The sequence below is a fragment of the Duncaniella dubosii genome, assembly GCF_004803915.1.
GTDB classification, from domain to species: Bacteria; Bacteroidota; Bacteroidia; order Bacteroidales; family Muribaculaceae; genus Duncaniella; species Duncaniella dubosii.
This window is the reverse complement of the sequence record NZ_CP039396.1, coordinates 2,565,961-2,589,507: the sequence shown is the minus strand read 5'-3', so window position 1 is coordinate 2,589,507 and position 23,547 is coordinate 2,565,961. Positions and strand designations below refer to the sequence as shown.

Sequence of the window (23,547 nt, the reverse complement as noted above, 5' to 3'; positions counted from 1 at the left end):
GGCATCAAAAGGTGCGTGTCCCGGCTGTGCAGGGTTTTACGGGAAAATACCGGAGCCTTCGGCGAGGATGATTTTCCCGTAAACCGCTTGCGGCCCGACCTTGCACTGCCGACGGGGACACGGCCTACCTTTGCCTGTGGGAATGGATGCCACGGATTGCATGTTTTCATTATTCCTTTGATTATCACGTTACCAGCTGGCGACCCCAGCTTATCCTCACTTTGCCTTCGGCATCTGTCTCACGCCTCAGCAGGCTGTCGATCACCGACATGGATATGTCGAACTCGTTGAATATCTCCGCCTGCTCCTTGACCTCACCGCACTTGATGAACTCGTTAAGGCGCTCCTTGGTGAGCACCAACGCCATCAGGTTCTGCTCCACGGAATCCTCGTATGTCACGAAATGCACCTTCTTTTTGTCTTTTGAATCAAGTCGTATGAAGCGGAAATAGAACTGCTCCATCTTAGGGATGTTCCATTGCAGGGATTCCAGTATTATCTGGTTGCAAGACGGGATGTTGACCGAGCTGCTCAAAGACTGCTGCGTGCATACGAGGACACCGTTGATTGTGGAGTCGAACTCGCTGACGATGGCCTGCCGTTTCTTGAAGGGTATGGCTCCGGTCACTGTGAACACCGGCCTGTCGGGAAAATGTTCCTTTATGTACCCGGCATACATCTCATAGGCGGAAATAGATGTGCAGCCCACAGCTACTTTCCCTTTTGTCCGGCGTATCATCCGGCCTATGTGGTGAACCTTACCCGGATATTCATCACCGTAATATCCCTCGATAAGATGCGGAACCGAACAGGCTTTTATCAGCAGCTTTATCTGACGCATGAGCCGAAGCCCCGCGTCCTTCTTCGCATCTCCCGTACTGTTGTAGTAAAGCTCGCATATACGGCAGAATTCCTCTATTATCAAACGGTAGACCTCCCGTTCTCCGGGTGAAGGTATGACCGTCTGCGTCCTGACATCATATTTCTCGCCGGCGAAATCCCTGAACTTGCGCGTGATGATTGTCTTGCCGATAAGCTCGAAAAGCGTGTCCTTGTTATAAATGTCCTGGTTCTGCTTCTCAATCCCGAACACTGTCGCTTTTCCGGGACAATGGCACGACTTGAAGAGCACATGCCCCCTGAAAGCCGGGAACGGTTCTCCATACCAGTCGTTGCTGTCGCTCTCGATTTCCTTATCGCGGTTCTGCTTATATACCTGCGGACTCCAACAGGTCATGTTGACCGAATTGTTATACAGCAACTCGAACTGGCTGTAAAGTTCCGTTATGTTGTTCCGGGTAGTGGTGCCGGTGTCAAGGATCTTGTATTTCACCCTGCGGAATATGGCGAGTATATATCTCGTTCTCTGTGATACGGGATTGGTAATCTCATCCGACTCGTCGAATATGAGGCACAGCCTCCTGGCCGACAGCTTGATGAACTTCATGAGATATCGTTTCAGCTTACAGAGCATGGAGGTCGATACTATCAGGAATGTTCCGGCGGGGATATTCTCAAAATCGGCATGGCTCCGCAGCAATCTGTATGGCTCGCGGTTGTTTCTCAGAAACGGCTCCCATGTCATGTTCGTGGCTATTGCAGGAGCAAGCACAATGACATTCCGGACCTTGTTGAATTTCAGAAGATACTTCGCCCTCTGATAAACTGCCGCTGTCTTGCCGGATCCCTGCTGCCAGTTGAGCAGGGCGTACCGTTTCTGCAACATGAGGTTCAGGTCGTGCTTTTGCAGGTTGGTGAACTCGCACACATCCATGTCCTTGTTCACGAAAGTCGCCCTGTCAAGATATTCGGCCAGTTCCGGCAGCGGCTCCATGCTCTCGAATGTCCGGCTCTGAAGACTATATCTGTGCCGCTTTTTGCGTATCAGTCGCATTGCGGCCTTATGTTGGCGTAAGTTCGCCTCTGTCGGTTTTTCCGGCACAGGTAGCTCCGAGCGTTCAAGTATCAGGTCGTTCATGCTTACAACAGCACGCTTATCTTTTTCAAGCATCTTTGGGGCGTATGCCTTGAGCTTGAATCCGTATGATGTCTTTACGAGTGCTATTTCCTTGCGGCGTATAGTGTCCTGATTACGGATATACCGTCGTATGACTGACAGTACCTTGTTCGGAGTAAGTTTCTTTCGTTCCCATTCGTCACGCTCGGCTTGAGTACAGTTCTCCGGCGGTTTCTGGTTGCGGAATTTTGCGACGAGTTCCAATGCCTTGTCTATGTGTCGGTTCAATCGCTTGTGGGCTTTCAGCTCGTACATATATTTGGCGAGCAGATACTCGAACCTTTCAAGTTCCTCACGGCATACGGCATTGGTCTCCTGCATGAGCGGCAGCTTGAGTCTGGCTTTCATCGCCCGTGCGTCAGTTATGCGCTGTTTCAGTTCTTCCGCGCTCACAAAATCGTCAGCGTTGTAAGGCTGCATGTCAATGTGTCGGGAGTGACGCAGGAAAACCATTATCTTGGTGCCGAAATTGCGGACTCCGAGTGATGCGAAGGCATCCGGATCAAGCAGGGTCTGTCCTATGAACGAGAACTGCGCGTTTACGGCCCTGACCTTCGATTTCTCCCAGAACTCGCTTTGCAGGAAAGATGCGGGGACAATCAGCATAAGTATACCGGCAGGATTCAGCGCATCGTGTGCCTTGTCTACATAATAGACCTGCGATACTTTGATGCCGAATTTGAGGTTGAACGGCGGGTTGCCGATTATCACGTCGTACCGGCTCTCCGGTGCGAACTGCTGAATGTCGCATTGCATGATATTTGCATCGGGGTATAAGTGTCTTGCCACCGCAACCGCCTTGGGGGCTATGTCGAACCCGTGCGCGTTGCGTTGGTTCGGCAGGTGGTTGAAGAAGTTTCCCATGCCGCAGCACATGTCGAGTATCATTTCCGACGGTTGGGGTGAAAGCATATCCACCATGTCGCGGCATATCTCATGGGGCGTGAAGAACTGGCCCATCTCGAACTCCCGCTTTGCCTCGGCATACTCGTTGTAGCTGCTGTAATCGGCACGTCTCAGATTATGCAACCCTCCGATGCCGGTATAGCAGTTGTAGATGCTTTCCGCCGGTATGGTGTCCTTGCCGGAATCTATGCAGAAGAGTATCTTCTCGTTTATCTCCTCCCGCTGGTTCGGGGGAATCTGTTGGGGTATGATGGCGTACATGATCGTCTTGGGATATGGTTATAAATGGGGAAGCACGCACACCGTTGCCGATATCCGTGCTTCCTGATGTCTGTTCTCTGTTATGATTGTCTATTCCTCCTGCAACCGCAGTTCGTCAAGGCGGAGACGGTTGAAACACAGGCTTGCCGCTTCTCTGTCCTTGAATCTGACATCTATTCGCCCGTTGCGGAAGAACTTCATCCCCGTGGCGTTGGTTGTCATCAGGTCATACCAGCCTGATATATCCACATTGTCCTGATTCAGACGCATGACCATTCCTTTGTCCCCGCACAGCACATCATCGGAGCCGAAGGCTATCCCCTCGCAGAGAGTTGATATGTTCCCGTGATAGTTGTAATGCACATGGTTTGTGCGGTTGTAATCGTAGTAGAAACTATCGAAGACAACGATGTTCGGGAATGAAATCTTGTCACCTTTCAGTTCCGGTTTGACCTTGCTCCAACGATGAGGTTTTACAAGCTGGTGGAAACGTTTGATAAGTTCCTCCTCGGCGGTCTTTCGGAAACTGCGTCCTCCGAGATGCTCTATTACAGCATCCACATACGTCATGTAATGCGGACGAGAACCCATTTTAAGAGTGTTCCCGTTTATTTCTGGAACCGGTACCGACACATTGTATGTGCGGTTGAAATATCCGATTATCCTTTGGGCAAACCCTTTGTTGGCGTTAAGATTTGAGGATACAAGTTCGTTGATGGCCTTGAATGGCTTGAACGTGTGGACGGTATAGTCCTTATACTCGGAATCGGCTGTTGAGTAAGTGTGTCTGATTTCGCCGTTCTCCTTGTAGCTTATCCTGTGGCTTTCACGGTATTTCTCGGCCTCTTTTGTGAAGATTCCGTACCATTGGTCTATCTGTTCGAGCACATTGTACAGCATTTCCTGCTGCTTTTCGCAAAAGAGCCTGTCCTGAGCCGTTATCTTCTCCTCGTTCCGGATTTCCACTCCGAGAATACCGGAAAGCAGGTCGGCATTGCCGCCTGCATGTGTTGCTGTTGTTGTCTGCATATCGTATGGTTTTAGTAAGTTATCGGTGGTAGTTCTATGCGGTAGAATGTGGTGACATGGCGCTCCATGTCTTTTTTGATCTTGACTTTCACGAGTTGTCCGTTGTACATCCGCGCCTGCATTGGCAAATCCCGTCTGTTCCATTCATCTTCCTGTAGGAACTCGGTCTTATCCCGGAAGCACCATACAACCAGCATGGAATCTGAATGATTGAATACTGTCGCTTCATAGTTCTTCTTGAACTTGTCAAAGTCGGCATCGTCACGGAAGGCTGTTCCGTCGGCGACATACCGGTAGCGAGATTCAGGATTATCATTGATGCGGACATAGAGTTTGCGCCATGTCTCGGTGGTGAAATCCCCATAGAGCGGTTCCGGATCAGAGTATTCCCATTTGGCGACCTTAGCCATGAATCTCACGCTTCCGTTGGCGCACGGTCCGCAATGTCCCCATGCGCTAAATACCCCGTCCTCCCAACCGATGAACTTCATTTCGGCGGGATCGATGCTTGTGAACGGCCCTCCGCTGACGCTGAGCCATATATCAGGATCGCCGATACCTACAAACGGCACGTATGGTGCAAGGCATACCGACATCTTGTCTGCCCGAAAATTCTCAAGCAGCGCGTATCCGTAGAAATCTCCTTCCCGGTCAACATGACGCATCCTGTCTCCGATCTTAGGCGTGAGGCTTGAGCGTGAGCCTTCGATGACTTCCACGAGCCTGTTCACCATATCCACATCCTGCTGTCTGAGGATATGATCCCTGTCGTATGACACATTCAACGGCAGTAGGTTTTCAAGGGTGTACTTGTTCTTTGTCGTTTCTGACATACCATCTTATTTTTTGTTATTCCGGCTTATGGGGCCGGAGTTCCCATAACTACAGGCTTAAAAGGTCGTGTTCCAGCCGCGCAAGGTTTTCGGGAAAAATACCGCAAGCCCCTCGGGGCGCGGAAGATTTTTCCACGAAACCCGAAGGGCCTGACCTTGCACGGCTGATAAGAACACGGACTACCTTTGCCTGTGGTTATGGAAACTCAGCCTCTATATGATGGTATCCTTATTTCGTATTTTTCTTATTGAAGCATAGTCGCTTCCGCGACGCAGAAAAGACAATATAAAAGAGAATTACGCTCCGGAATGAGGCGTAATTCAAAAATAAATGCTAACTTTGCATCAAAGTAAAAGAGTTATTTGAAAGCGTGAGAAATATAGCGTAACCAAACACACTACCAATTTCTTATCCATTGCCCATCCTCACGCGAATTCTCAAGAATAACCTTGTAGTCAAAATATTAGCCCAGGACTACATCAAATATACGGAGAATATTCGACGAAAAGAAGAGCGAAAGTCGGCCTTTGGCCGGGGCGCGTTGGCATAAGCCACTTCTTTGAGTCAAATATCAATAGAATTCCGCTGAATCCAGACAGATCTGCCGCCCATTTAATCGCCCTCCCCTACATACCGGCATGAATTAAAACACCCGTTCATGAAAAAGAATCTTCTGAAGTCATTTGCCGTAGCGCTCGCTCTCAGCGCCACCGCAATTCCGGCATCGGCCCAGTTTGATCTTGGCCGAATCATCAGCGCCGGAACAAAGGCTGTACAGGCCGCGACCCTAACCGACGCGCAGATGGCAGCCTACGTGAAAGAGTCTGTCGACTGGATGGACCAGAACAATCCCGTGGCACCGGAAGATGATCCATACACGGTGCGTCTCAGAAAGATAACCGAAAATCTTAACGATGTCAACGGAATCCCTCTCAACTTCAAGGCCTACAAAGTAACTGACGTCAACGCATTCGCCTGTGCCGACGGCAGTGTAAGAGTATTTTCCGCACTGATGGATATGATGGACGATGACGAACTTCTCGGTATCATAGGCCATGAAATCGGCCACGTAGCCAAGCACCATTCGAAAAACGCGTTCCGCAACGCGCTGCTCGAAGATGCCCTTAAAGACGGCATAGCCTCGGCCGGCGGCGGGATGGCTGCCCTGACAGAATCGCAGCTGATGAAGCTAAGCGAGTCGCTGCTCAACGCCAAGTATTCACAAAAACAGGAAAGCGAAGCCGACGACTATGGCTACGATTTCCTGAAAGAACATGGAAAAAATCCTTGGGGTATGGTTGACGCATTCGAAAAAATGCAGAAACTTGAACAGCAGTCGGGCAATTCCGGCGGTTATCTCAGGCAGATGTTTTCAGACCACCCCGACACGGCCGCACGAATCGAGCACATAACCGAACGATGCGAGGCCGACGGAATATCACGGACCGGCACATATAAAACCCGAAACAACTCAGGGAAAACTGTCCGCGAGACTAAACCGACAAAGAAAAAATCAGCACCGAAGACCAACCGCACAATTTCAGTGACTTTTTAAAAGTCACACTTGTGCAATATCTTAACTGCTAAATTCCCTTATCGGCCGACAGCCGGTGTCAATCGACAAACCGGCGCAGGTCGGCGAGGGAAATGCGGTTCTCATAGAGCGCCTTGCCTGTGATGACGCGCTTCATCCCGAGAGCGTCGAGCCTGATGATGTCGTCGATGGAGCTGACACCTCCCGAGACGGTGAAAATCACATCAGGGAACTCACGGTCAAGACGTTCATATAGCCCGTAGGCCGGACCTTCGAGCATCCCGTCCTTTGAAATGTCGGTGCAGATAGCCTGAGTAAGTCCGTGAGGTCTGAAACGACGGATAAGATCGTCAATGGTATCTGATGTTTCCTCCATCCATCCGCTGACAGCCACACGGCCGTCGCGCACATCCGCGCCCAACACAAGGCGCTCTCCGCCATGCTCGTCGAGCCACCGCGCCATCAGTTCCGGCTGACGGGCTGCTACACTGCCGATTATAGCATACGTGCCTCCGGCATTGAACACATCTTTAAGGCTGCGGTCGGTCTTGATGCCTCCGCCCCACTCCACTTCGACTCCATCGAGACGTGCAATCTGCTCAAGAGTGCGGAGATTTCGGGGTGCGCTTGCCTTTGCGCCGTCGAGGTCCACGAGATGTATGCGTGTGAGACCATTGTCAAGAAAAAGTTTCGCCATATCGACCGGCGATGCACCGTAGTCGGTACAGCGGTCATAATCGCCTTGGCTGAGACGTACACATTTGCCGTCGATAAGGTCTATTGCAGGGATTACTTCAATCATTACTGCCGTGGTTTCGGATATGTGGTTAAACAGGTGTGTGATAAGTTTTGCAAAAGGGCTTCACACTATATTTTCATTATAGCGCGAGGAAGTTCTCAAGAATTTTTTCGCCCACATCCCCGCTCTTTTCTGGATGGAACTGGGTGCCGTAGAAATTCTCATATTTCAGCGCTGCGCTGAACATTGTCGAACCATAACGCGTGGTGGCTATCGTGTCGGGGCAAAGCGGAGCATAATACGAATGGACATAATAGACGTAAGCGCCTCGCTCAATTCCCTTCAGCAGTTTCGAGTCGAGATTGTTGATGCGGTTCCAGCCGACATGAGGGACTTTCAGCCCATCTTCGTCTGGGAAACGGCGCACTTTCGCATCAAAAATACCGAGGCAATCCACATCGCCCTCTTCCGAATGACGACACATCACCTGCATGCCTACACATATACCCAACACCGGCCGGCGTAAATCCCTGATGAGCTGACACAGGTCACGGTCACGCAGACGCGCCATAGCCTCGGCATCGTTGCCGACTCCCGGGAGCAACACTTTGGAGGCCCGGCGGATTTCATCGTGGTCGGCAGTGAGCTTCCACTCCGCCCCAAGACGGTCAAGGGCATTGCCTACCGAACGCAGATTGCCCATTTCATAATCAATTACTGCTATCATAACACTCCTTTGCTTGAAGGTAAAGAATAGGAAAACACATCGCGGCGCACCGCCATACGGAGCGCACGGGCGAACGCCTTGAACACTCCTTCGATAAGATGATGGTTGTTTTCACCACGAGCAGATATGTGGAGATTGCAGCGCATGGCCACACAAAGCGATTTGAAGAAATGCTTATACATCTCGGTTGGAGTATCACCGACATATTCGCGCGTAAACTCCACATCCCATACGAAATCGGCACGTCCGCCGAAATCAATCAGCACCATAGCTTTGCATTCGTCCATCGGCAGCACGAATCCATAACGGTCTATGCCGCGCTTCGAGCCGAGAGCCGTGTCAATGGCCTGCCCGAGAGCTATCGCCACATCCTCCATCGAGTGGTGTTCGTCAACTTCAAGATCACCCTTGCAGACGAGATCGAGCGAGATTCCCGCATGGTGGGGAAGCTGCCAGAGCATGTGGTCGAAAAATTTCAGTCCGCTGTCGATTGCCGACGGAAGGTGTCCGTCGAGATCAAGAGTGACCGATATGCGGGTCTCCGACGTGTTACGCTCGACAGTCGCGACGCGGTCCGACGAAAGTATATGGCGCGCAATCAGCTGCCAGTCGTCGCTGACCAACCCGCAGCCGTCGGGACACTCCGACGACTCGGCAGGAGCAATCAGTATGCCGCGAGCACCGAGGTTGCGTGCAAGCTCGATGTCGGTCAGACGGTCGCCTATCACAAAACTGTTTGCAAGATCATAGCTGCCGTCGGTATATCGTGTTAGCATTCCTGTGCGTGGCTTGCGTGTCGGCGCGTTATCCTCGGGGAAAGAGCGGTCAATGAGAATGTCGTCAAACGTGATGCCCTCCCCGGCGAGAGTCGACAGCATCCGGTTGTGGGCAGGCCAGAAAGTGTCCTCGGGAAACGAGTCTGTCCCGAGACCATCCTGATTCGAAACCATCACAAGCTCAAACCCGTGTCCCATAAGCGAGCGAAGCCCGGAGATGACACCGGGTATGAATTCAAGTTTCTCAAGCGAGTCAATCTGCTCGTCGGCCGGTTCTTTGATAATCGTGCCGTCGCGGTCGATGAATATTGCTTTCTTTAACATCCGGATCTTGTTTTGAGTGAGAGTTTTAGAATTTTTCGACCAAGGAAATCACCTTGTCGTTCTCGGCAGGTGTGCCGACGGTGAAGCGCAGACAGCCCTTGCAGCCGTTCACCCTGTTGCGGTTGCGGACAATAACGCCGTGGCCGATAAGATAGTCATACATCGCATCGGCGTCGCTGACCTCGACAAGCAGGAAGTTGGCATCGGAATGATGCACATTTCTCACCTTCGGCATGGCCGACAGCGCGGAGGCCAGACGCATGCGCTCGCCGACTATCTCGCCGACTTCCGGGGCGATGTCGGTCGAGGCTATTCGCCGCAACAGTTCTTCCTGAGTAGGGCCGTTGACATTATAGGGATATTTCACCCTTGCGAACAGTTCGGAAATCTCAGGCGAGGCGAAGGCCAGTCCCATGCGGAGAGAGGCCATGCCCCATGCCTTCGAAAAAGTTTGCATGACAATTAGATTGGGGTAAGCGTCAAGTACATTGAGCAGCGAAAGATATGGAGAGAAGTCGACGTATGCCTCATCGACAACCACCATACCGTCAAATCCGTCAAGCAGGCAGATTATATCTTCAGGTGCAAAAGCATTGCCTGTCGGATTGTTTGGCGAGCATATCCACATCACCTTGCTGTTTCGGTCGGCTGCGGCAAGCAGGTCGTCGACCGGGAGCGAATATCCTTCGCCGAGAGCCACCTTGCGCAGTTCGACATCATTGATATCGGCACTCACCTCATACACTCCGTAGGTCGGAGTGATGGAGATGGCATTGTCGACACCCGGACGACAGAATATACGGTAGACCAGATCAATAGCCTCGTCGCTGCCTGCGCCGCCGATAAATATACGGTTCTCCGCCACTCCCTTCAACCGGGCAATCGCCTGCTTGAGTTTTTTCTGATGCGGGTCGGGATAGCGGTTAAGTCCGCTCGGATAGGGACTCTCGTTCGCGTCGAGCCATACTGAAATGTCGCCTCCCTTGAACTCATCGCGGGCTGTCGAGTAGGGTTCAAGAGCCAGAATGTTGGGACGCACGAAGTCAAGTGGATTTTTCTTCATCGGAATCGTTGTATATGTCGGATTCTTGTTTTATGTCTATGATAATTACTTTGCCTCTTCATCCACCCTCACCTTGACAGCCAGCGCGTGTGCGTCGAGCCCTTCGGCCTCGGCCATCGCCACGATGGTCGGGGCAAGCAGTCCAAGCCCATCGCGTGTGAGTTCCTGATAAGTTATCTTGCGCATGAAACTGTCGATATTCACACCGCTGTAGGAGCGCGCCCACGCTGCCGTGGGAGAGTGTGGTTCGTACCCGAAGCATAGTCGCCTGCGCTTTCGGGCGAATAGTTGCCGATGAACACACTGCCGGCGGCACGGACTTTCGAGGCGAGAGTCCAAGCATCGCGCATCGAAATGATAAGATGTTCGGGAGCATAGGCGTTGACGAAATCCATCATATCGTCACTGTCGGTGAAGACAACCAGACGGCTGTGTGACAACGAGCCTTCGACTGACTCCGCACGGCTCAGACGGTTCATGAGCCGTCTGACCTCAGCATCGACCTTTCGCGCGGTCTCCTCTGAGTCACAGACAAGTATGGCCTGACTGTCGCGTCCGTGCTCGGCCTGTGAAAGAAGGTCGGCAGCGACAAATGTAGCATCGGCCGAACTATCAGCCATCACAAGCACCTCACTCGGACCGGCCGGCATATCGATGGCCATGACAGAACTCAGATGTTGTTTAGCCTTTGTCACATAGCGGTTTCCGGGTCCGAAAATCTTGTCTACACGGCCGATGGTCTCGGTTCCGAGCGCCATTGCGGCGATAGCCTGCGCTCCGCCGACGCGATAAATCCGGTCAATGCCGCAAATCGAAGCCGCATAGAGGATTTCAGGAGCTATCGGACGGTCGCCGCTCTGAGGTGTACATAAAATCACTTCACGGCATCCCGCAATCTTTGCCGGACATGCCAGCATAAGCACCGTAGAAAACAGCGGTGCCTGACCGCCGGGAATATACAGTCCGACACGGTCAATCGCAACCGGGCGCTGCAGGCATCTCACTCCGGGAAGCGTCGTGACATCGACCTCCTCAGGCATCTGGGCCGCATGGAATTTCGATATGTTTTCCTTCGCAAGTCCTATTGCCGCCTTGACCTCGTCGCTGACACGCGCACATCCTTCTGCAATCTCGGCCTCAGAGACTTCAAGCGCACCGACGTTGCAGCGGTCAAATTTCAGCGCCATCTCGCGCAATGCCGCATCGCCCTTAGCCCTGACCTCATCGATGATTGCGCTGACAGCCGCGTCAACGGCCGGATCGTCAGGGATGTTTCGCTCGGTCAATGCCGTCCATTCTGAACGCAACGGATTTATAAACGTCTGCATATCAGCTATTTTTTTTATTTTACGATGTTTTCAAGCACAAGCACGAGTATATCCTCCGCACCGATGGCCTTGAGGCGTTCGATGCGCTCCCACAACTGCGATTCAGGAATCACCGCATGAAGCGAAAGCCAGTCGGGGTCAGCAAGATGGAGAATGGTCGGGCTCTTCATTCCGGGGAGTACCTTCAGAGCTTCGTCGAGCGACTGTTTAGGAATATTCATCAGCACATATTTCATGCCCCTGCTCTCGATGATTGAGCGGAAGCGAAAACAGAGCTTGTCGAGTTCCTCGCGTTTTTCAGCCGACAATCCCGGAGATGCAATAAGCACGGCCTGTGAATCGAGAACGCTCTTCACTTCCACGAGTCCATTCTGAATCAGTGTGCCTCCCGAGGAGACAATATCAAAAATCGCATCAGCCATTCCGACCGCCGGAGCAATCTCGACAGAGCCGGTAATCGTGTGTATCTTGGCATTTATTGAATTGGCTTTCAAAAAGCGGGAAAGAATTTCAGGATATGACGTGGCGATGCGTTTCCCATCGAACCATCCAAGGTCCTTATAGTCGGCCTCACGTGGCACGGCGAGGCTCAGACGGCATCCGCCGAAACCAAGGTCAAGCACGCGCTCGACTTCCACACCTTTCTCCTCCACTTCGTTAAGACCGACAATTCCGATGTCGGCAGTTCCCATTGCAACGGCCTGAGGGATATCGTCGTCGCGCAACAATAACAAATCAACGGGAAAACCCTTGGCATGGGCTATCAACGAACGGCTTCCAACAGAAGCCGAGATGCCGGCATCGGCAAGCAGCGCCATAGTCTTCTCGTTGAGACGACCCTTGGCCTGAATAGCAATTCGTAACATATTAATCTCTTTTCCTTAAAATTTGGAATGCAAAGTTAGCCTTTTTATTTAAATTTTCATTAAAATAGCAACATTTATTGTCATTCTGTCATAAATATTTCACGCTGGCTCTTATACGTGACAATTTCAATTATGCTTCTTTACAACACGCTCAGAAGGCTATTAGTTAGATTTTCATCCGACAAGTTTTTGTATTACCGCACCTTTTCGATTGCCGTAGACAGCTATCTTTGCAGAAACAACCTGTAAGCGACAAAATCACACCATAAATGAAAAACTGCGAAAACACAACGGCCAACAAGCACGAAAAGAAAACTCAAAAAAAGCCCAAAGCGGTCTGGGACAAGCCGGTCTCGAAAGCCTTCTATGCCAAGCTGACAGCAAAGGTGGAAAAAATAATAGACTGGATGCTCTATAGCACCGGCTTCAGACACGAATTGATGCGAATCATCGACCGATATCTTCTCGATGGCTCGTGTCCAAGCTACAGATGGTGTGACCCGGCCATAATGGGTGCATTCTGCGCCCTGCGTGCCGAAATCGACGAGGCAATCGACCGCTCGGCTCAGGCACGGCTACGCGCAGCACGTCGGCGTGAGCTCAGAGAGGAAGCAAAGAAAGCGGAACTGCCGCTCTGCCAAAATCTCCAATCTGCCGACGAAGAAACTCCTTTAATCCTGCCAATTGAAAAATCATTGCCATTCAACGAAAATACGCTTAAAATTCCATTGCCGATTCAGGAATAATTTCATAAATTTGCGACTATTAAAATGCGTTAAAAACCATTCCTCCCCACAACACATACAAATTCACAATGATACGAAAAACAAGAAACATATTGCACCGGCGCGAGGAGATTGAAAAAATCTATAATACGCCGGCCAATTTACGATTGAAACATATCGCCATCGGCGTGATTTGTGTAGCAATCATCCTCATGGGGATAGCCGCTATCCTGATAGATGACATATCCGACACAATGCTGCTCGTCATGCGTGGATGCGCAGGATTGTGTGCGATTCTATTTGTCATTATTGTCGGGATTCTGACCTACCGTGTAAACAATACCTATATTAAATCCTCTACTCAAAGTAACCTAATTAAAAACGCCAAGATTATGGACAAACTTGAATTGACCAGAAAAATTGCAGAAGAGCTAAATGAAGAAATCGGTTTAACTACAATTTTCATCTATCCGAACAAAGACAAAGAAATCACTCTTACGAGCAGTAAATTCGGTGGTTTACCTTATTGGGATGACTCGCTCCCATATCCTACGGACAACAAAGGAAATAAACTGAAACTGCTTGCTCAGTTCAATCTGGGTGAAATAGCGGAAGCCTGTCATTCGTGCGGTGGCCTACTCCCTGAAAGCGGAATGCTACAGTTTTTTATCTTGCCCGAAGAGGATTGTTTCTATGGTTCTGATTTAGACGACTATACCAACAACAATCTTTTCCGTGTCATCTACCATCCCTCAATCAATCCGGAGATTACAGTCGAGGACATTCGGGATTTGAATATTCCGGAAGCACTCTCATTGGAAAACGACTATGAACCGATCTCAGGTGAAATAGGGCTTGACTTCAATATCAAGAAGAAAGCTATTCTCGGTCAGAGTGATTTTAAAGATAAGTTCATAGAAAAAGCCGGCACATACGGGTGGCAGATAGATGATGAGAACGGCACGATTACAGACCTGGATGATTGTCTTGAAGAAGACGTATATTCAGAACTGTTTGACTGTTCATACATTGATGAAAACTGTCTGTTGGGCTATCCGGTCTTTACTCAATACGATCCCAGAACTGACGATGAACAATATGCCGGATATGACACGCAACTGTTCCAGATGACAACCTCTGACGATGAAGATGAATCTGATTTCAAGGCTATGTGGGGCGACATGGGAATTGCCCACTTCTTCATAAACCGCGATAAGCTCATTAAAAAGGACTTCTCAGATATAATGTATTATTGGGATTGTTACTAATCAAACTTTATGACAATCCATCCACTCATCACTCTGCTATAATCCACATTACCCACCACTTTGCATTCCTGCCGCTTTGACTCTTCAGAGCCGGCAGGAATGCAAATGAAATAAGAGGCTTTTTTAATCACTCTTTATACCCATGAATATACGTGCATTATCATTGGCCGGACTGGCAACACTGTGGCTCGGTGCGTCGGCCGGAAAAATCGATGTCACTTCGTTCAGATACCAAGGACCTTTTGTTGTCAACCATCCGGTGATGGTCGACAGCGTCGATGTCAATTCCAAAAAATTTGACCGCACCTCGCTGCTTGCGACCCCCATTTCACTCGAAACAGCCGCAAACGGCCGGGAAATCACAGGCGATGTTGTGCTTGGCTCAAATCGCGATGCAATCCATCTGCTGAACTTCTCGATTGACAACGAACGCTATGTCACCGCCACGCTCAAAATCGACGGTCTGCGCCACCACGAAGTGTATCTCGACGGCAAGAAGCTCGACGGCGACAAACTCACGCTCACCCCGGCCACTCACAATGTGACCATCAAATGCCTCACCGACAATTCATCGGCCGATTCACTGCATGTCGCTATCGAGAGTGAGCATCCCGGGCTTATGAAAATCAACAGCGGTGTCGAAAAGCGTCGTTTCACACTCAACGACGTGATGACCGGAAAACGTTTCAGCTCGTCCACTCTTTCGCCGAGCGGCAAATATCTCCTCCGCTCCTATTATTATACACACGACGGCGGAGCTAACACATTTTCATTTGACATCTGCGATTTCGCTTCAGGCCGCGTATTGGCAAAGCGCACTAAATCGCTACGCTGGATGCCCAAAAGTGACCGTCTGTATTACACACGCTACGTCGACGGAAAACTCCAGCTTGTGACCGTAGACCCGGCCAACGGAAGCGAGACTGTCATAGCTAATGATGTACCTGAGAGCTACTTTACAATCTCACCTACAGAAGATTTTCTCATCTACACCCGCCAGCAGGAAGGACCTAAGGAGAAAAATGCCGATCTTTACGAAATCATACATCCCGAGGACCGTCAGCCGGGATGGCGCAACAGAGGGACGCTCATGAAATATGATTTCGCCACAGGGATGTCGACTCCTCTGACTTTCGGCAACCGAAACACGGGTCTATGCGGTCTGTCGGACGACGGACGGAAACTTCTCTATCAGGTTTCGGAATCACGCCTTGAGAAGCGCCCAACCACCCTCACGTCGCTCTATCTTCTCGACCTGTCCGACAATTCAGTCATGACACTCGTCGAGAAGGAAGGATTTTTCGGCGGGGCTATCCTCTCGCCCGACGGGACAAAAGTGGCTCTCATCGGTTCGCCCGAAGCCTACGGTGCTGTCGGACGCAATCTGCCCGACGACCGCATCCCGAGCATGTATGACAACCAGCTCTACGTGCTCGATGTAGCCACAAAAGCCATCACACCGCTTACACGCGATTTTGATCCATCGGTCGACAATGTGAAGTGGAACCGCAACGACGGCAACATATATTTCATCGCCAGTGACCGCGACAGGCGTTCGCTGTTCCGTGTCAATCCCACAAGCGGGAAAATAGACAATCTCAATGCAAAAGAGGACTATGTGATGTCGTTCTCACTCTCGAATGGAAGCAACGACATGGTGTATGTCGGACAGGGAGCTGTCAATTCCGACCGTCTCTATTCGCTCAACACGAAAAATCTGCGTCAGAATCTCATCGAGGATCTCAGCGCCGAGCGGCTCGACGGTGTGATGCTCGGCGAATGCAAGCCTTGGATCTACAAATCGTCGCGTGGCGACAGCATCTGCGGACGCTACATCCTTCCTCCAGACTTCGACCCGACGCGCAAATATCCGATGATCGTGAACTACTATGGCGGATGCTCGCCTACGAGCCGCACATTTGAAAGCCGCTATCCACACCATGTGTACGCCGCCCACGGCTATGTGGTGCTTGTCATCAATCCGAGCGGCAGCGCGGGCTTCGGTCAGGAATTCGCATCGCGCCACGTCAATACGGCCGGCGAAGGTGTGGCAGAAGACATCATCGAAGGTGTCCGGCAGTTCATCAAGGCGAATCCTTGGGTCGATGCTTCAAAAATCGGGTGCATAGGCGCATCGTATGGCGGATTCATGACACAATATCTCCAGACGAAAACCGACCTCTTCGCAGCTGCCATCTCGCACGCAGGCATCAGTGACCATACGAGCTACTGGGGCGAAGGTTACTGGGGATATTCCTACAGCGAGGTCAGCATGGCTAAAAGCTACCCTTGGAGTCATTCGGATCTCTACGTGAAGCAAAGCCCGCTATATAACGCCGACAAAATCCATACACCGATTCTTTTCCTCCACGGTGATTCCGACACCAATGTGCCCTTCGGCGAGAGCATTCAGATGTATACGGCTCTCAAGCTGCTCGGACGCGAGACTGCATTCGTAGCCGTCAGGGATGCAAACCATCAGGTGACCGAATTCAACAAACGCAAGCAATGGCAGGAGACCATTTTCGCTTGGTTTGCAAAATATCTTCAGGACGATGAATCGTGGTGGGAATCGCTATATCCCAAAAAGACTCTCGACTGAGAAATAGCCAAGTCAGCATCTGTCAGACTCAGAGCCACGCATTGACGCGCTCGCGTATAGCGGCCGACTCGCTCAGCATTCTGACAAACTCACGCATAGACCGCTTGCGGTAACTGTCGCGAAGGGTGTGGACGCAGCCTGTCATCTCGTTTGAAGGAACATCGAGTGGCACTGCCTTCACATCCTTCACGTTGTGTATGGTGGCCTCGGCAAGCACGGTCGCAAGCCGGCTGCCGCTTATCAGTTTAAGAAGTATATTGACTTCGTTAAGCTCTATTTTCACCTTCATGCTGACACCGCGTGCCGAACTTACGGCATCGAAATAATTGCGTGCCTGAAGTCCGCGCGAAGGAAGCGCGAGGTCGTAGTATGAAAGCTCGTCGAGAGTCACTTTCTGTCGCGACGCAAGCGGATGGGAAGAGTTGACGATTACGGCAAGATAGTTCTGGAACAATACGTGCGACTCGATTTCATCGGTCGACAGACGCGGACGGAATGCAAGCACAAAATCAACCTCCCGTTCGGTCAGCATCCCCATCAGTTCGGAAACAGGCTTATAGAAAATGTTGAGCTTCACTCCGGGATAAAGTTTCATGAAGTCAATGATCGTCTCCGTCAGTATCGGGCTGAACGAATAGGTCACACCGATGTTGAGAGTTCCGGCAAGAAGCTCACGCAGGTCATTCATACGGTCAAGACAGAGCTGCGAGTCATGGAGAGTCCTGACTGCGTAGGGCAGCAGCTCGCTTCCGGCTTCGGTGAGACAGACACGGTGGCTGTCGCGCTGGAAAAGCGGAGAGCCGAGTTCCTGCTCAAGCTGTTTGATCTGTTGCGACAATGTGCTCTGAGTGATGAAAAGCGCACGGGATGCCTCGGAAAAGTTAAGCGTTTCCGCGACTTTGACGAAATATTTCAGTTGACGGAGTTCCATGTGACGGACCGGTGAGTGATGATTGCTTGTATAGAAGTAAAACGCATTAGGATGTCCCTATCGTGTGGCCTGAAATGAAATGTTTTTGAACAGGAAGATTGGGATGGTAGCGCCGATAACCATGCCGAGGAGTATGAACAGACACGTAAGCCCGTTGCTCGCAAAGAGATAAAAATAATGGCTGAAACGCCCTTCACCTCCCTGATAGATGCACATGACAAGTCCTCCGAAGGTCTTATAGGCATATATCCCCGGAATCATCGGCAGCAGTGACGGAAACAGACATGTCTCGGCGGGAGTCTTCGCTACGGGAGAGAGCAATACGGCAAGCGTTCCGACGAGCAGGGCGGCTATGGTGCTGGCGATAACGATATGGAGGCCGAACACAGACTGGTGCATCATCAGAAACCGTGACGAATGCCCGATGGCGGCGATGAGCGCACAATAGAGATAGGCCCTCTTCGGAGGGTTGCTTATAGCGGCGAAACCGACGGCCGCTATCGCCGCAAAAAATCCGTCTTGAAGAAATTCACTTAGCATTGCGATGAAATGAGTCTCAAAGTTGTTGGATGGGGTAACAGAAATCAGAACATCCCGAGGTTCATCATAAGCAGACCTCCGCAAAGTCCGATGGACAGACAGCATGTGAGAATCACGGCATGGATGAAACGGCAGAAAGAGCAGATGTAGTGACCGGCGAGCATGTCGCTGAACGAGTTTAGGAACGGAATGCCGGGAACAAGATAGAGCACACTCGTCCCGACAGCGATCTCGGGCGTAGTGCCGAGATTGAAAAGGGCGTCGCTCGCACCGAGAACCGACGACACAAACGCACAGAGGATAAACACCAGACGAAGGTCGACCTTATGCTCGCAAAGCACCTGTTTCAGATAATAGCCTGCAAGGGTTGAGAGAAACACCACAGCCACCGCAGGCCAGTCGCCGGTGAAAAGACGGCAGAAGGAGGCATTGGCCAGTGAGGCGAGAAGGAGAACAAGATTTTTGTCGGCCGGAGGCGTGCGGATGATACTGTCAAACTGCACCTTGGCTTCTTCAAAATTTATCTTTCCGTCGGCCAAAGCCCAGCTCAGCTCACTGAGACGGGTGTTAATGTCGAAACTTATGGGAAGTGTCCGCGTTGCGGTTATATAAGTATAACTGTCGGATTTGTCAGGCAGACACACGGAGAGATGGATGTGGCGCGGGAGAATTGTCATCACTACCCCGCAGCCAAGAGCCTCGGCCATGCGCATGACGTTGCGTTCGAGACGTATGCACGTCGCACCGCAGCCGAGCAGCCATGCCGAATATTCCGATATGAAAAGACAAATTTCCTTTAGCGAATGAATCTCGCCTCCACAGACGCATCCCGCTGAGGCTACCGGAACAGCCGACGTGGCGGAAGCATCGTCAATCCTCGTCATCATAAATATCTTCTTCTTTTTTTACGAGCCTGTCACCCGGGACGAAGAATTCCTCTCTCTCACTGCCTATTTCAAAAATATGGGCGTGGCGACGCGAGTTATTATAGGTCTTGTGGCAGATTCTTACAACAATCAATACTGCCATCGCAAAGGCAATCACACACCAAGTAATCAGAGGGACATTAAGTGTAATCATTTTCGTGGTCGTTTTAAATTTTCTGCAAAGTAAACAACCGTCTGATATTAATTTCTATTACCGGCTAATGAAAGTTTCGATAGCAATTATAGAACGAAACAATTGTTAAAAATGTTCAACAAAGATTTCGTAACTTTGCAACCGCCAACCGGTGTCACGGCTACAGAGCATCCTATCCGGCCGGCATATCGACCACAAGAAACATATATACCGTAATGATAAAACAAATCGAATTCACACTGCGCGCTTATCCGCGCGGAGTCCACCTCGTGACAGGCGATGTGATGAGAGAATTGCCCGAACTTCCTGAATGCGGACTGCTTAACCTGCTGATAAAGCACACATCGGCTGCCCTCGCCCTCAATGAGAACGCAGACCCTGACGTGCGCCATGACCTAAACGCCATTTTCAACCGGCTCGTGCCGGAAAACGCGCCGTTCTATCTCCACACCGACGAAGGTTCTGACGACATGCCGTCACATGCCAAGTCTGTGCTTGTCGGCCCGTCGCTCAGCCTGCCGATTTCACGCGGACGCCTCAACCTCGGGACATGGCAGGGAATATATCTCTGCGAGTTCCGCGACTATGGCGGTCCGCGAAAAATCGTGGCGACAATCATTTCATAGAATTACTAAGAAAACCGGCAATCAAGCCAATAGGTCTACAAAACTGATTCACAGACGATTAATTTCCGACGAAGCTGCGTCAGAGCCTTTGTAGGACGATTTGCGTGGCTGGAAAGAGTAGCTTAGTGTCAGGGCTATATAGCGATTGTCGTAAGTCTGGCGTTTAATCATGTCGACACCGTAGCTTCTCAACCTCCAGCCATCACGGCGGCTATTGAATATATTTGACGCCGACAGCTTGACGGTCAGCGATTTGCCGAGGAAAGACTTCTGTATTCCGGCATCCATCATCAACGGCTTCGATTCCATGAGCTGAGTGTGGATATATCCGCTGCTCTGCCCGTATAAGTTGGCAGTCAGAAGGATTCCGAACGGAAGCGAGAGCGTGTTATCGAAAAACCAAGCGTAGACAGGCTTGTCGTATTTCTCACCTCCGACCTCAAGCCACTGCGGGTTAACGCCCAATGTCAAAACCGGTTGCCAGCAACCGATGCGCCTCTGCCAGACGAAGTAGACCCATGCGGCCGACACATTGAAATTGACCGGCTGGAAAATGAGCTGGAGATTATCGGCAGGATAGATGCGCTTGATGAACCCGTAGGTGTCAAACGAACGGCGGAACGTGGCCTGCATCATAAAGTCGCCCATCATGCCGAGGAGCTGCAACTGATGGCTGCGGCCGTCGCGCAGAGCAGGATTACCACCCTCGATCTCATGAATCCCCGTGTAGGATAGTCCGTTGGAAAGGCTTGAGTATGGAGGTAGTTCGGTGAAACTTTTATAGCTGAGTGACAGCGACTTCGAACCGTCGCCGGAAAAGTCGTAGGACAGCGATATGTCTGGCGTGACGAAATTGTCGCGACGCGACAGACTGTCATCACGCTTGCCGTCAAGACGATAGCTGAAGTTTTTATATTCATAGCGCAGCCCTGCGGTGAGACCGAGCTTTCCAAATCCGGCAGAGTAGCTCGCGAATCCTGCCAGAGAGGTCTGTGCCACCTCCGACAGCGCCGAGGGGATATAGCTGCCGATCTCTTCGTTGAGCATCCTGTAGTCAACGCGTGTTGTGGTATAGGAATCTTCTGTGCCAACAACTAACGAACCTTTGGAGAGCGGCATTGAATATGTCAGTTTTCCTGCATATAGACGGGAATCATAACGCTGGGTGGAACTTACATCGGGATAAAGGTCTGACAGAGTGTAGGCCGTCGTGGTTGCGCTACGGGTGTTACGGTCAATGAGCGAACCATCAAAATGGATTCGGCCTCCGGATGCGAACGATTTGTCGAGATAATACTGAGAGTAGTGGTTTGTACCGCTGATACGCTTAGTTATATTACGTTCAATCAGCGGATTATCATCAAGCCACTCTGAGCCTTGGTTTGAAAAATGGCCGTCCTCACGCAGCACTTTGTACCATGCGCCAAACGAAAGCGAACCAAACGTCTGATTGAAACCGAATTTAGCACTGAGATTGTTGGAGGGTCTGCGGATCGACTGACTGCTGCCCACCACCGTAGGCTGTCCCTCATAGTCAAGCGAATTGACCGTAGCACCGCGCATGACCGAATTGTTGTGTGCGGCTAAGCCTGTGGCAAACAGCTCGGTAGAACTACGGAAAAAGTAACGGAGATTAAGAATCTCGTAGCCTGTGAGCGACCGCGCCGCCTTTCCCTGAAGTTCGTCGTCAAGGCTAAGTCCTTCGATGAATGTGCGGCGCGTGGTGATTTTCAACACTGCGCCGACAGTCGCGTCATATTCCGCTCCGGGAGCGAGAATCAGCTCTACATTGCGGATGTTACGGCTACGGAGTGTCCGCAAATCGAAACCGTCGCTGACAGGACGGTTATCTATATAAATCAGCGGCGAACCTTTGCCGTGGATGCTGACCTCATCGTCCGACACCTTTATCATCGGAAGCTGCGAGAGGACATCAAGAGCGTTGCCAAGTTCGGCAAGAGGCGTTCCGGCGATGGTCGAGACAAGTGAGTTGCCGACAAGACGTGTCGATTGGTCACGTGCGGTCACGACCACTTCGCCAAGCTCACGGACGAGACTGTCGGACGGCTGCGTGGGGGTGACGGACGGTTGTTGTGAACGCGCCGTAAAGGCGACTGACATAATAAGGATGAATGGTAGGATAACTTTTGACATAAGCATTGAATGTGGGTTGAATTGCTTATGCAAAGTTAGGTCAACAGGGCGAAACGGAGGCTATCTGCGGTCTGACAGGCATCTCCGCACAACGCTATATATCAATCTGTTGCACCGGTGTATCAGTTTTTTTTCTGACCATCGGCAAAAATGGAGGCCAACAAGCCGGAATATTCGGCCGGAAGGGCGGCGATCTTGGCTTTCAGACGGGATTTGCGTTTATAGATGACATCAATCTTTTCTTCAAGCAACAGAGCTATTGCCCGGTTTGAAAATCCGCATGCGAGATAAACGGCAAGCGCATAGTCATCGTGCTTGATATCGGGAAAAGCAGTGCGGAGAATCACGAGCAACTGTTCCCTACCCTCGTTAACCGCGTTTTCGAGCCGGGCGAATGTAGAGCTGTCTGCACGCATGGCCTCTATCTCTGCTTTGACCTGACTGACTATGGCCGTCTTTTCGACCTTAGTCCCCTGCGACTCGTAGTATGTGCCACACAGGCGGTCGATAAGCTCGAAGCGTGAGCCGAAAAGCTGTGCCACGGAATCGCGAAGGACGGAGTTGTCCGTAGCAAGTCCGCGCAGCGAGGCAGCCTCGGCGAGCAGCGCATCGGTTTCCGCTTTCTTCAGACGCAGACGGCTATAGAGCCAGACGATGATTGCTATAGCGATTGCCAAAACAACGACAGCAAAACATACGAAAGTCCGGCGTTCCTGACGCTCGCGATAGAGGGTGTATTCCCTCACTTTCTGAAGATACCTTGCACTGAGAAGAGGGTCTGCACCCGATTCCGGCACACTGTTTTCTGCCATCGCCGAGCGGATGGCCTCGGCCTGCCGCCGCTCGGACGAATCGCCGTGTATGCGATAATAATCGACGGCTATGTTTATTATTGTATCGGAAGGAACCGCGAGCCGGTTGCGGTTGATAGCTTCGGAATAGAGCAAAGCCCAACGGGCTATGGTCGCCGAGTCAGAGAGATCGGAAACATCAATGGCATTCAGACGCTCAAGCGCCTTGTCGGGCGAATGTTCCATTTCGCTCTGCGCACGGTCAAGCTCATGACGGTAGCTGTTGCCGACCGAACAAGCAGTGGCAACAAAGAGAATGGCTATGTAGAGCAGGAAACGCATTGTGAGAATGGTATCAAATACGGTATCAGCAACCTGATTATGCAAAAATAAGGATTATTGCTGAAAAATACAACTCCAAAGATT

General features: G+C 51.1%; 19 protein-coding genes and 1 pseudogene. 5 read left to right on the top strand and 15 right to left on the bottom strand.

Annotation, left to right across the window (positions count from 1 at the left end; genetic code table 11):
* Window positions 1-184 precede the first annotated feature (184 nt).
* From E7747_RS11480 to E7747_RS11470, 3 genes are all read right to left on the bottom strand, one after another.
* On the bottom strand, window positions 185-3,184 hold the full coding sequence (locus E7747_RS11480; protein ID WP_136416069.1) for an N-6 DNA methylase: 3,000 nt from the start codon (window positions 3,182-3,184) through the stop codon (window positions 185-187).
* A gap of 90 nt (window positions 3,185-3,274) precedes the next feature.
* A complete protein-coding gene (locus E7747_RS11475) occupies window positions 3,275-4,213 on the bottom strand; it encodes a hypothetical protein (RefSeq protein WP_136416067.1) in 939 nt (312 codons plus the stop codon).
* An 11-nt stretch (window positions 4,214-4,224) separates the two neighbouring features.
* A complete protein-coding gene (locus E7747_RS11470) occupies window positions 4,225-5,046 on the bottom strand; it encodes a DUF4121 family protein (protein ID WP_136416065.1) in 822 nt (273 codons plus the stop codon).
* 659 nt (window positions 5,047-5,705) lie between these two features.
* On the opposite strand from E7747_RS11470, the gene E7747_RS11465 reads away from it, so the two are divergent.
* Window positions 5,706-6,602, top strand: coding sequence for a M48 family metallopeptidase (locus E7747_RS11465; protein ID WP_136416063.1), 897 nt, complete (start codon window positions 5,706-5,708; stop codon window positions 6,600-6,602).
* Between the two features lie 58 nt (window positions 6,603-6,660).
* Here the strand turns inward: E7747_RS11465 and hisA are convergent, their stop codons facing one another.
* The 6 genes and pseudogenes from hisA to hisG form a co-directional block, all read right to left on the bottom strand.
* The gene (gene hisA / locus E7747_RS11460; protein ID WP_136416061.1) at window positions 6,661-7,383 is read right to left on the bottom strand and encodes a 1-(5-phosphoribosyl)-5-[(5-phosphoribosylamino)methylideneamino]imidazole-4-carboxamide isomerase; all 723 of its coding nucleotides are present in this window, start codon (window positions 7,381-7,383) and stop codon (window positions 6,661-6,663) included.
* Between the two features lie 76 nt (window positions 7,384-7,459).
* Window positions 7,460-8,047 carry an imidazole glycerol phosphate synthase subunit HisH gene (gene hisH / locus E7747_RS11455; protein ID WP_123615789.1) on the bottom strand — a complete coding sequence of 196 codons (588 nt, stop codon included), beginning with the start codon at window positions 8,045-8,047 and terminating at the stop codon, window positions 7,460-7,462.
* Window positions 8,044-9,147, bottom strand: a complete 1,104-nt coding sequence (hisB, locus tag E7747_RS11450; protein ID WP_123615788.1) for a bifunctional histidinol-phosphatase/imidazoleglycerol-phosphate dehydratase HisB — start codon at window positions 9,145-9,147, stop codon at window positions 8,044-8,046. The genes hisH and hisB overlap by 4 nt, the downstream gene beginning before the upstream one ends.
* A 25-nt stretch (window positions 9,148-9,172) precedes the next feature.
* Window positions 9,173-10,210, bottom strand: a complete 1,038-nt coding sequence (gene hisC, locus E7747_RS11445) for a histidinol-phosphate transaminase (RefSeq protein WP_136416059.1) — start codon at window positions 10,208-10,210, stop codon at window positions 9,173-9,175.
* 45 nt (window positions 10,211-10,255) lie between these two features.
* A pseudogene (gene hisD / locus E7747_RS11440) lies at window positions 10,256-11,538 on the bottom strand (histidinol dehydrogenase).
* Between the two features lie 14 nt (window positions 11,539-11,552).
* A complete protein-coding gene (hisG, locus tag E7747_RS11435) occupies window positions 11,553-12,404 on the bottom strand; it encodes an ATP phosphoribosyltransferase (protein ID WP_123615785.1) in 852 nt (283 codons plus the stop codon).
* 269 nt (window positions 12,405-12,673) lie between these two features.
* Between hisG and E7747_RS11430 the strand changes: the two genes are divergently transcribed.
* The 3 genes from E7747_RS11430 to E7747_RS11420 all read left to right on the top strand — a co-directional run bounded on the left by E7747_RS11430 (window position 12,674) and on the right by E7747_RS11420 (window position 16,999).
* Window positions 12,674-13,150 carry a hypothetical protein gene (locus tag E7747_RS11430; protein WP_123615784.1) on the top strand — a complete coding sequence of 159 codons (477 nt, stop codon included), beginning with the start codon at window positions 12,674-12,676 and terminating at the stop codon, window positions 13,148-13,150.
* A gap of 68 nt (window positions 13,151-13,218) precedes the next feature.
* A complete protein-coding gene (locus tag E7747_RS11425) occupies window positions 13,219-14,397 on the top strand; it encodes a YwqG family protein (RefSeq protein ID WP_136416058.1) in 1,179 nt (392 codons plus the stop codon).
* A 148-nt stretch (window positions 14,398-14,545) separates the two neighbouring features.
* Complete coding sequence (locus E7747_RS11420; RefSeq protein WP_370281037.1) at window positions 14,546-16,999, top strand: S9 family peptidase; 2,454 nt, start codon at window positions 14,546-14,548, stop codon at window positions 16,997-16,999.
* 28 nt (window positions 17,000-17,027) lie between these two features.
* Here E7747_RS11420 and E7747_RS11415 read toward each other — a convergent pair whose 3' ends face one another.
* From E7747_RS11415 to E7747_RS11400, 4 genes are read right to left on the bottom strand one after another with little or no spacing between them, the layout of a single operon-like run.
* The gene (locus E7747_RS11415) at window positions 17,028-17,930 is read right to left on the bottom strand and encodes a LysR substrate-binding domain-containing protein (protein ID WP_123615781.1); all 903 of its coding nucleotides are present in this window, start codon (window positions 17,928-17,930) and stop codon (window positions 17,028-17,030) included.
* A gap of 57 nt (window positions 17,931-17,987) precedes the next feature.
* Window positions 17,988-18,470: a threonine/serine exporter family protein gene (locus E7747_RS11410; RefSeq protein WP_123615780.1), complete on the bottom strand. Its 483-nt coding sequence runs from the start codon at window positions 18,468-18,470 to the stop codon at window positions 17,988-17,990.
* 44 nt (window positions 18,471-18,514) lie between these two features.
* Window positions 18,515-19,357 carry a threonine/serine exporter family protein gene (locus E7747_RS11405; protein ID WP_228449142.1) on the bottom strand — a complete coding sequence of 281 codons (843 nt, stop codon included), beginning with the start codon at window positions 19,355-19,357 and terminating at the stop codon, window positions 18,515-18,517.
* The gene (locus tag E7747_RS11400) at window positions 19,341-19,550 is read right to left on the bottom strand and encodes a hypothetical protein (RefSeq protein ID WP_123615778.1); all 210 of its coding nucleotides are present in this window, start codon (window positions 19,548-19,550) and stop codon (window positions 19,341-19,343) included. Before E7747_RS11400 ends, E7747_RS11405 begins: the two co-directional genes overlap by 17 nt.
* A gap of 215 nt (window positions 19,551-19,765) precedes the next feature.
* Between E7747_RS11400 and E7747_RS11395 the strand changes: the two genes are divergently transcribed.
* Window positions 19,766-20,176, top strand: a complete 411-nt coding sequence (locus E7747_RS11395) for a secondary thiamine-phosphate synthase enzyme YjbQ (protein ID WP_123615777.1) — start codon at window positions 19,766-19,768, stop codon at window positions 20,174-20,176.
* A gap of 48 nt (window positions 20,177-20,224) precedes the next feature.
* Here E7747_RS11395 and E7747_RS11390 read toward each other — a convergent pair whose 3' ends face one another.
* Both E7747_RS11390 and E7747_RS11385 read right to left on the bottom strand, forming a co-directional pair.
* Complete coding sequence (locus tag E7747_RS11390; RefSeq protein ID WP_168185320.1) at window positions 20,225-22,330, bottom strand: outer membrane beta-barrel family protein; 2,106 nt, start codon at window positions 22,328-22,330, stop codon at window positions 20,225-20,227.
* Window positions 22,331-22,452: 122 nt separating this feature from the next.
* Window positions 22,453-23,463 (bottom strand): hypothetical protein, encoded by a 1,011-nt coding sequence (locus E7747_RS11385; RefSeq protein WP_136416052.1) that lies wholly within the window; start codon window positions 23,461-23,463, stop codon window positions 22,453-22,455.
* Window positions 23,464-23,547: the final 84 nt, after the last annotated feature.

Coding starts and splice junctions, on each gene's coding strand:
- E7747_RS11480 (WP_136416069.1), bottom strand. CDS start 3,184: ATGTACGCCATCATACCCCAACAGATTCCCCCGAACCAGCGGGAGGAG.
- E7747_RS11475 (WP_136416067.1), bottom strand. CDS start 4,213: ATGCAGACAACAACAGCAACACATGCAGGCGGCAATGCCGACCTGCTT.
- E7747_RS11470 (WP_136416065.1), bottom strand. CDS start 5,046: ATGTCAGAAACGACAAAGAACAAGTACACCCTTGAAAACCTACTGCCG.
- E7747_RS11465 (WP_136416063.1), top strand. CDS start 5,706: ATGAAAAAGAATCTTCTGAAGTCATTTGCCGTAGCGCTCGCTCTCAGC.
- hisA (WP_136416061.1), bottom strand. CDS start 7,383: ATGATTGAAGTAATCCCTGCAATAGACCTTATCGACGGCAAATGTGTA.
- hisH (WP_123615789.1), bottom strand. CDS start 8,047: ATGATAGCAGTAATTGATTATGAAATGGGCAATCTGCGTTCGGTAGGC.
- hisB (WP_123615788.1), bottom strand. CDS start 9,147: ATGTTAAAGAAAGCAATATTCATCGACCGCGACGGCACGATTATCAAA.
- hisC (WP_136416059.1), bottom strand. CDS start 10,210: ATGAAGAAAAATCCACTTGACTTCGTGCGTCCCAACATTCTGGCTCTT.
- hisG (WP_123615785.1), bottom strand. CDS start 12,404: ATGTTACGAATTGCTATTCAGGCCAAGGGTCGTCTCAACGAGAAGACT.
- E7747_RS11430 (WP_123615784.1), top strand. CDS start 12,674: ATGAAAAACTGCGAAAACACAACGGCCAACAAGCACGAAAAGAAAACT.
- E7747_RS11425 (WP_136416058.1), top strand. CDS start 13,219: ATGATACGAAAAACAAGAAACATATTGCACCGGCGCGAGGAGATTGAA.
- E7747_RS11415 (WP_123615781.1), bottom strand. CDS start 17,930: ATGGAACTCCGTCAACTGAAATATTTCGTCAAAGTCGCGGAAACGCTT.
- E7747_RS11410 (WP_123615780.1), bottom strand. CDS start 18,470: ATGCTAAGTGAATTTCTTCAAGACGGATTTTTTGCGGCGATAGCGGCC.
- E7747_RS11405 (WP_228449142.1), bottom strand. CDS start 19,357: ATGATGACGAGGATTGACGATGCTTCCGCCACGTCGGCTGTTCCGGTA.
- E7747_RS11400 (WP_123615778.1), bottom strand. CDS start 19,550: ATGATTACACTTAATGTCCCTCTGATTACTTGGTGTGTGATTGCCTTT.
- E7747_RS11395 (WP_123615777.1), top strand. CDS start 19,766: ATGATAAAACAAATCGAATTCACACTGCGCGCTTATCCGCGCGGAGTC.
- E7747_RS11390 (WP_168185320.1), bottom strand. CDS start 22,330: ATGTCAAAAGTTATCCTACCATTCATCCTTATTATGTCAGTCGCCTTT.
- E7747_RS11385 (WP_136416052.1), bottom strand. CDS start 23,463: ATGCGTTTCCTGCTCTACATAGCCATTCTCTTTGTTGCCACTGCTTGT.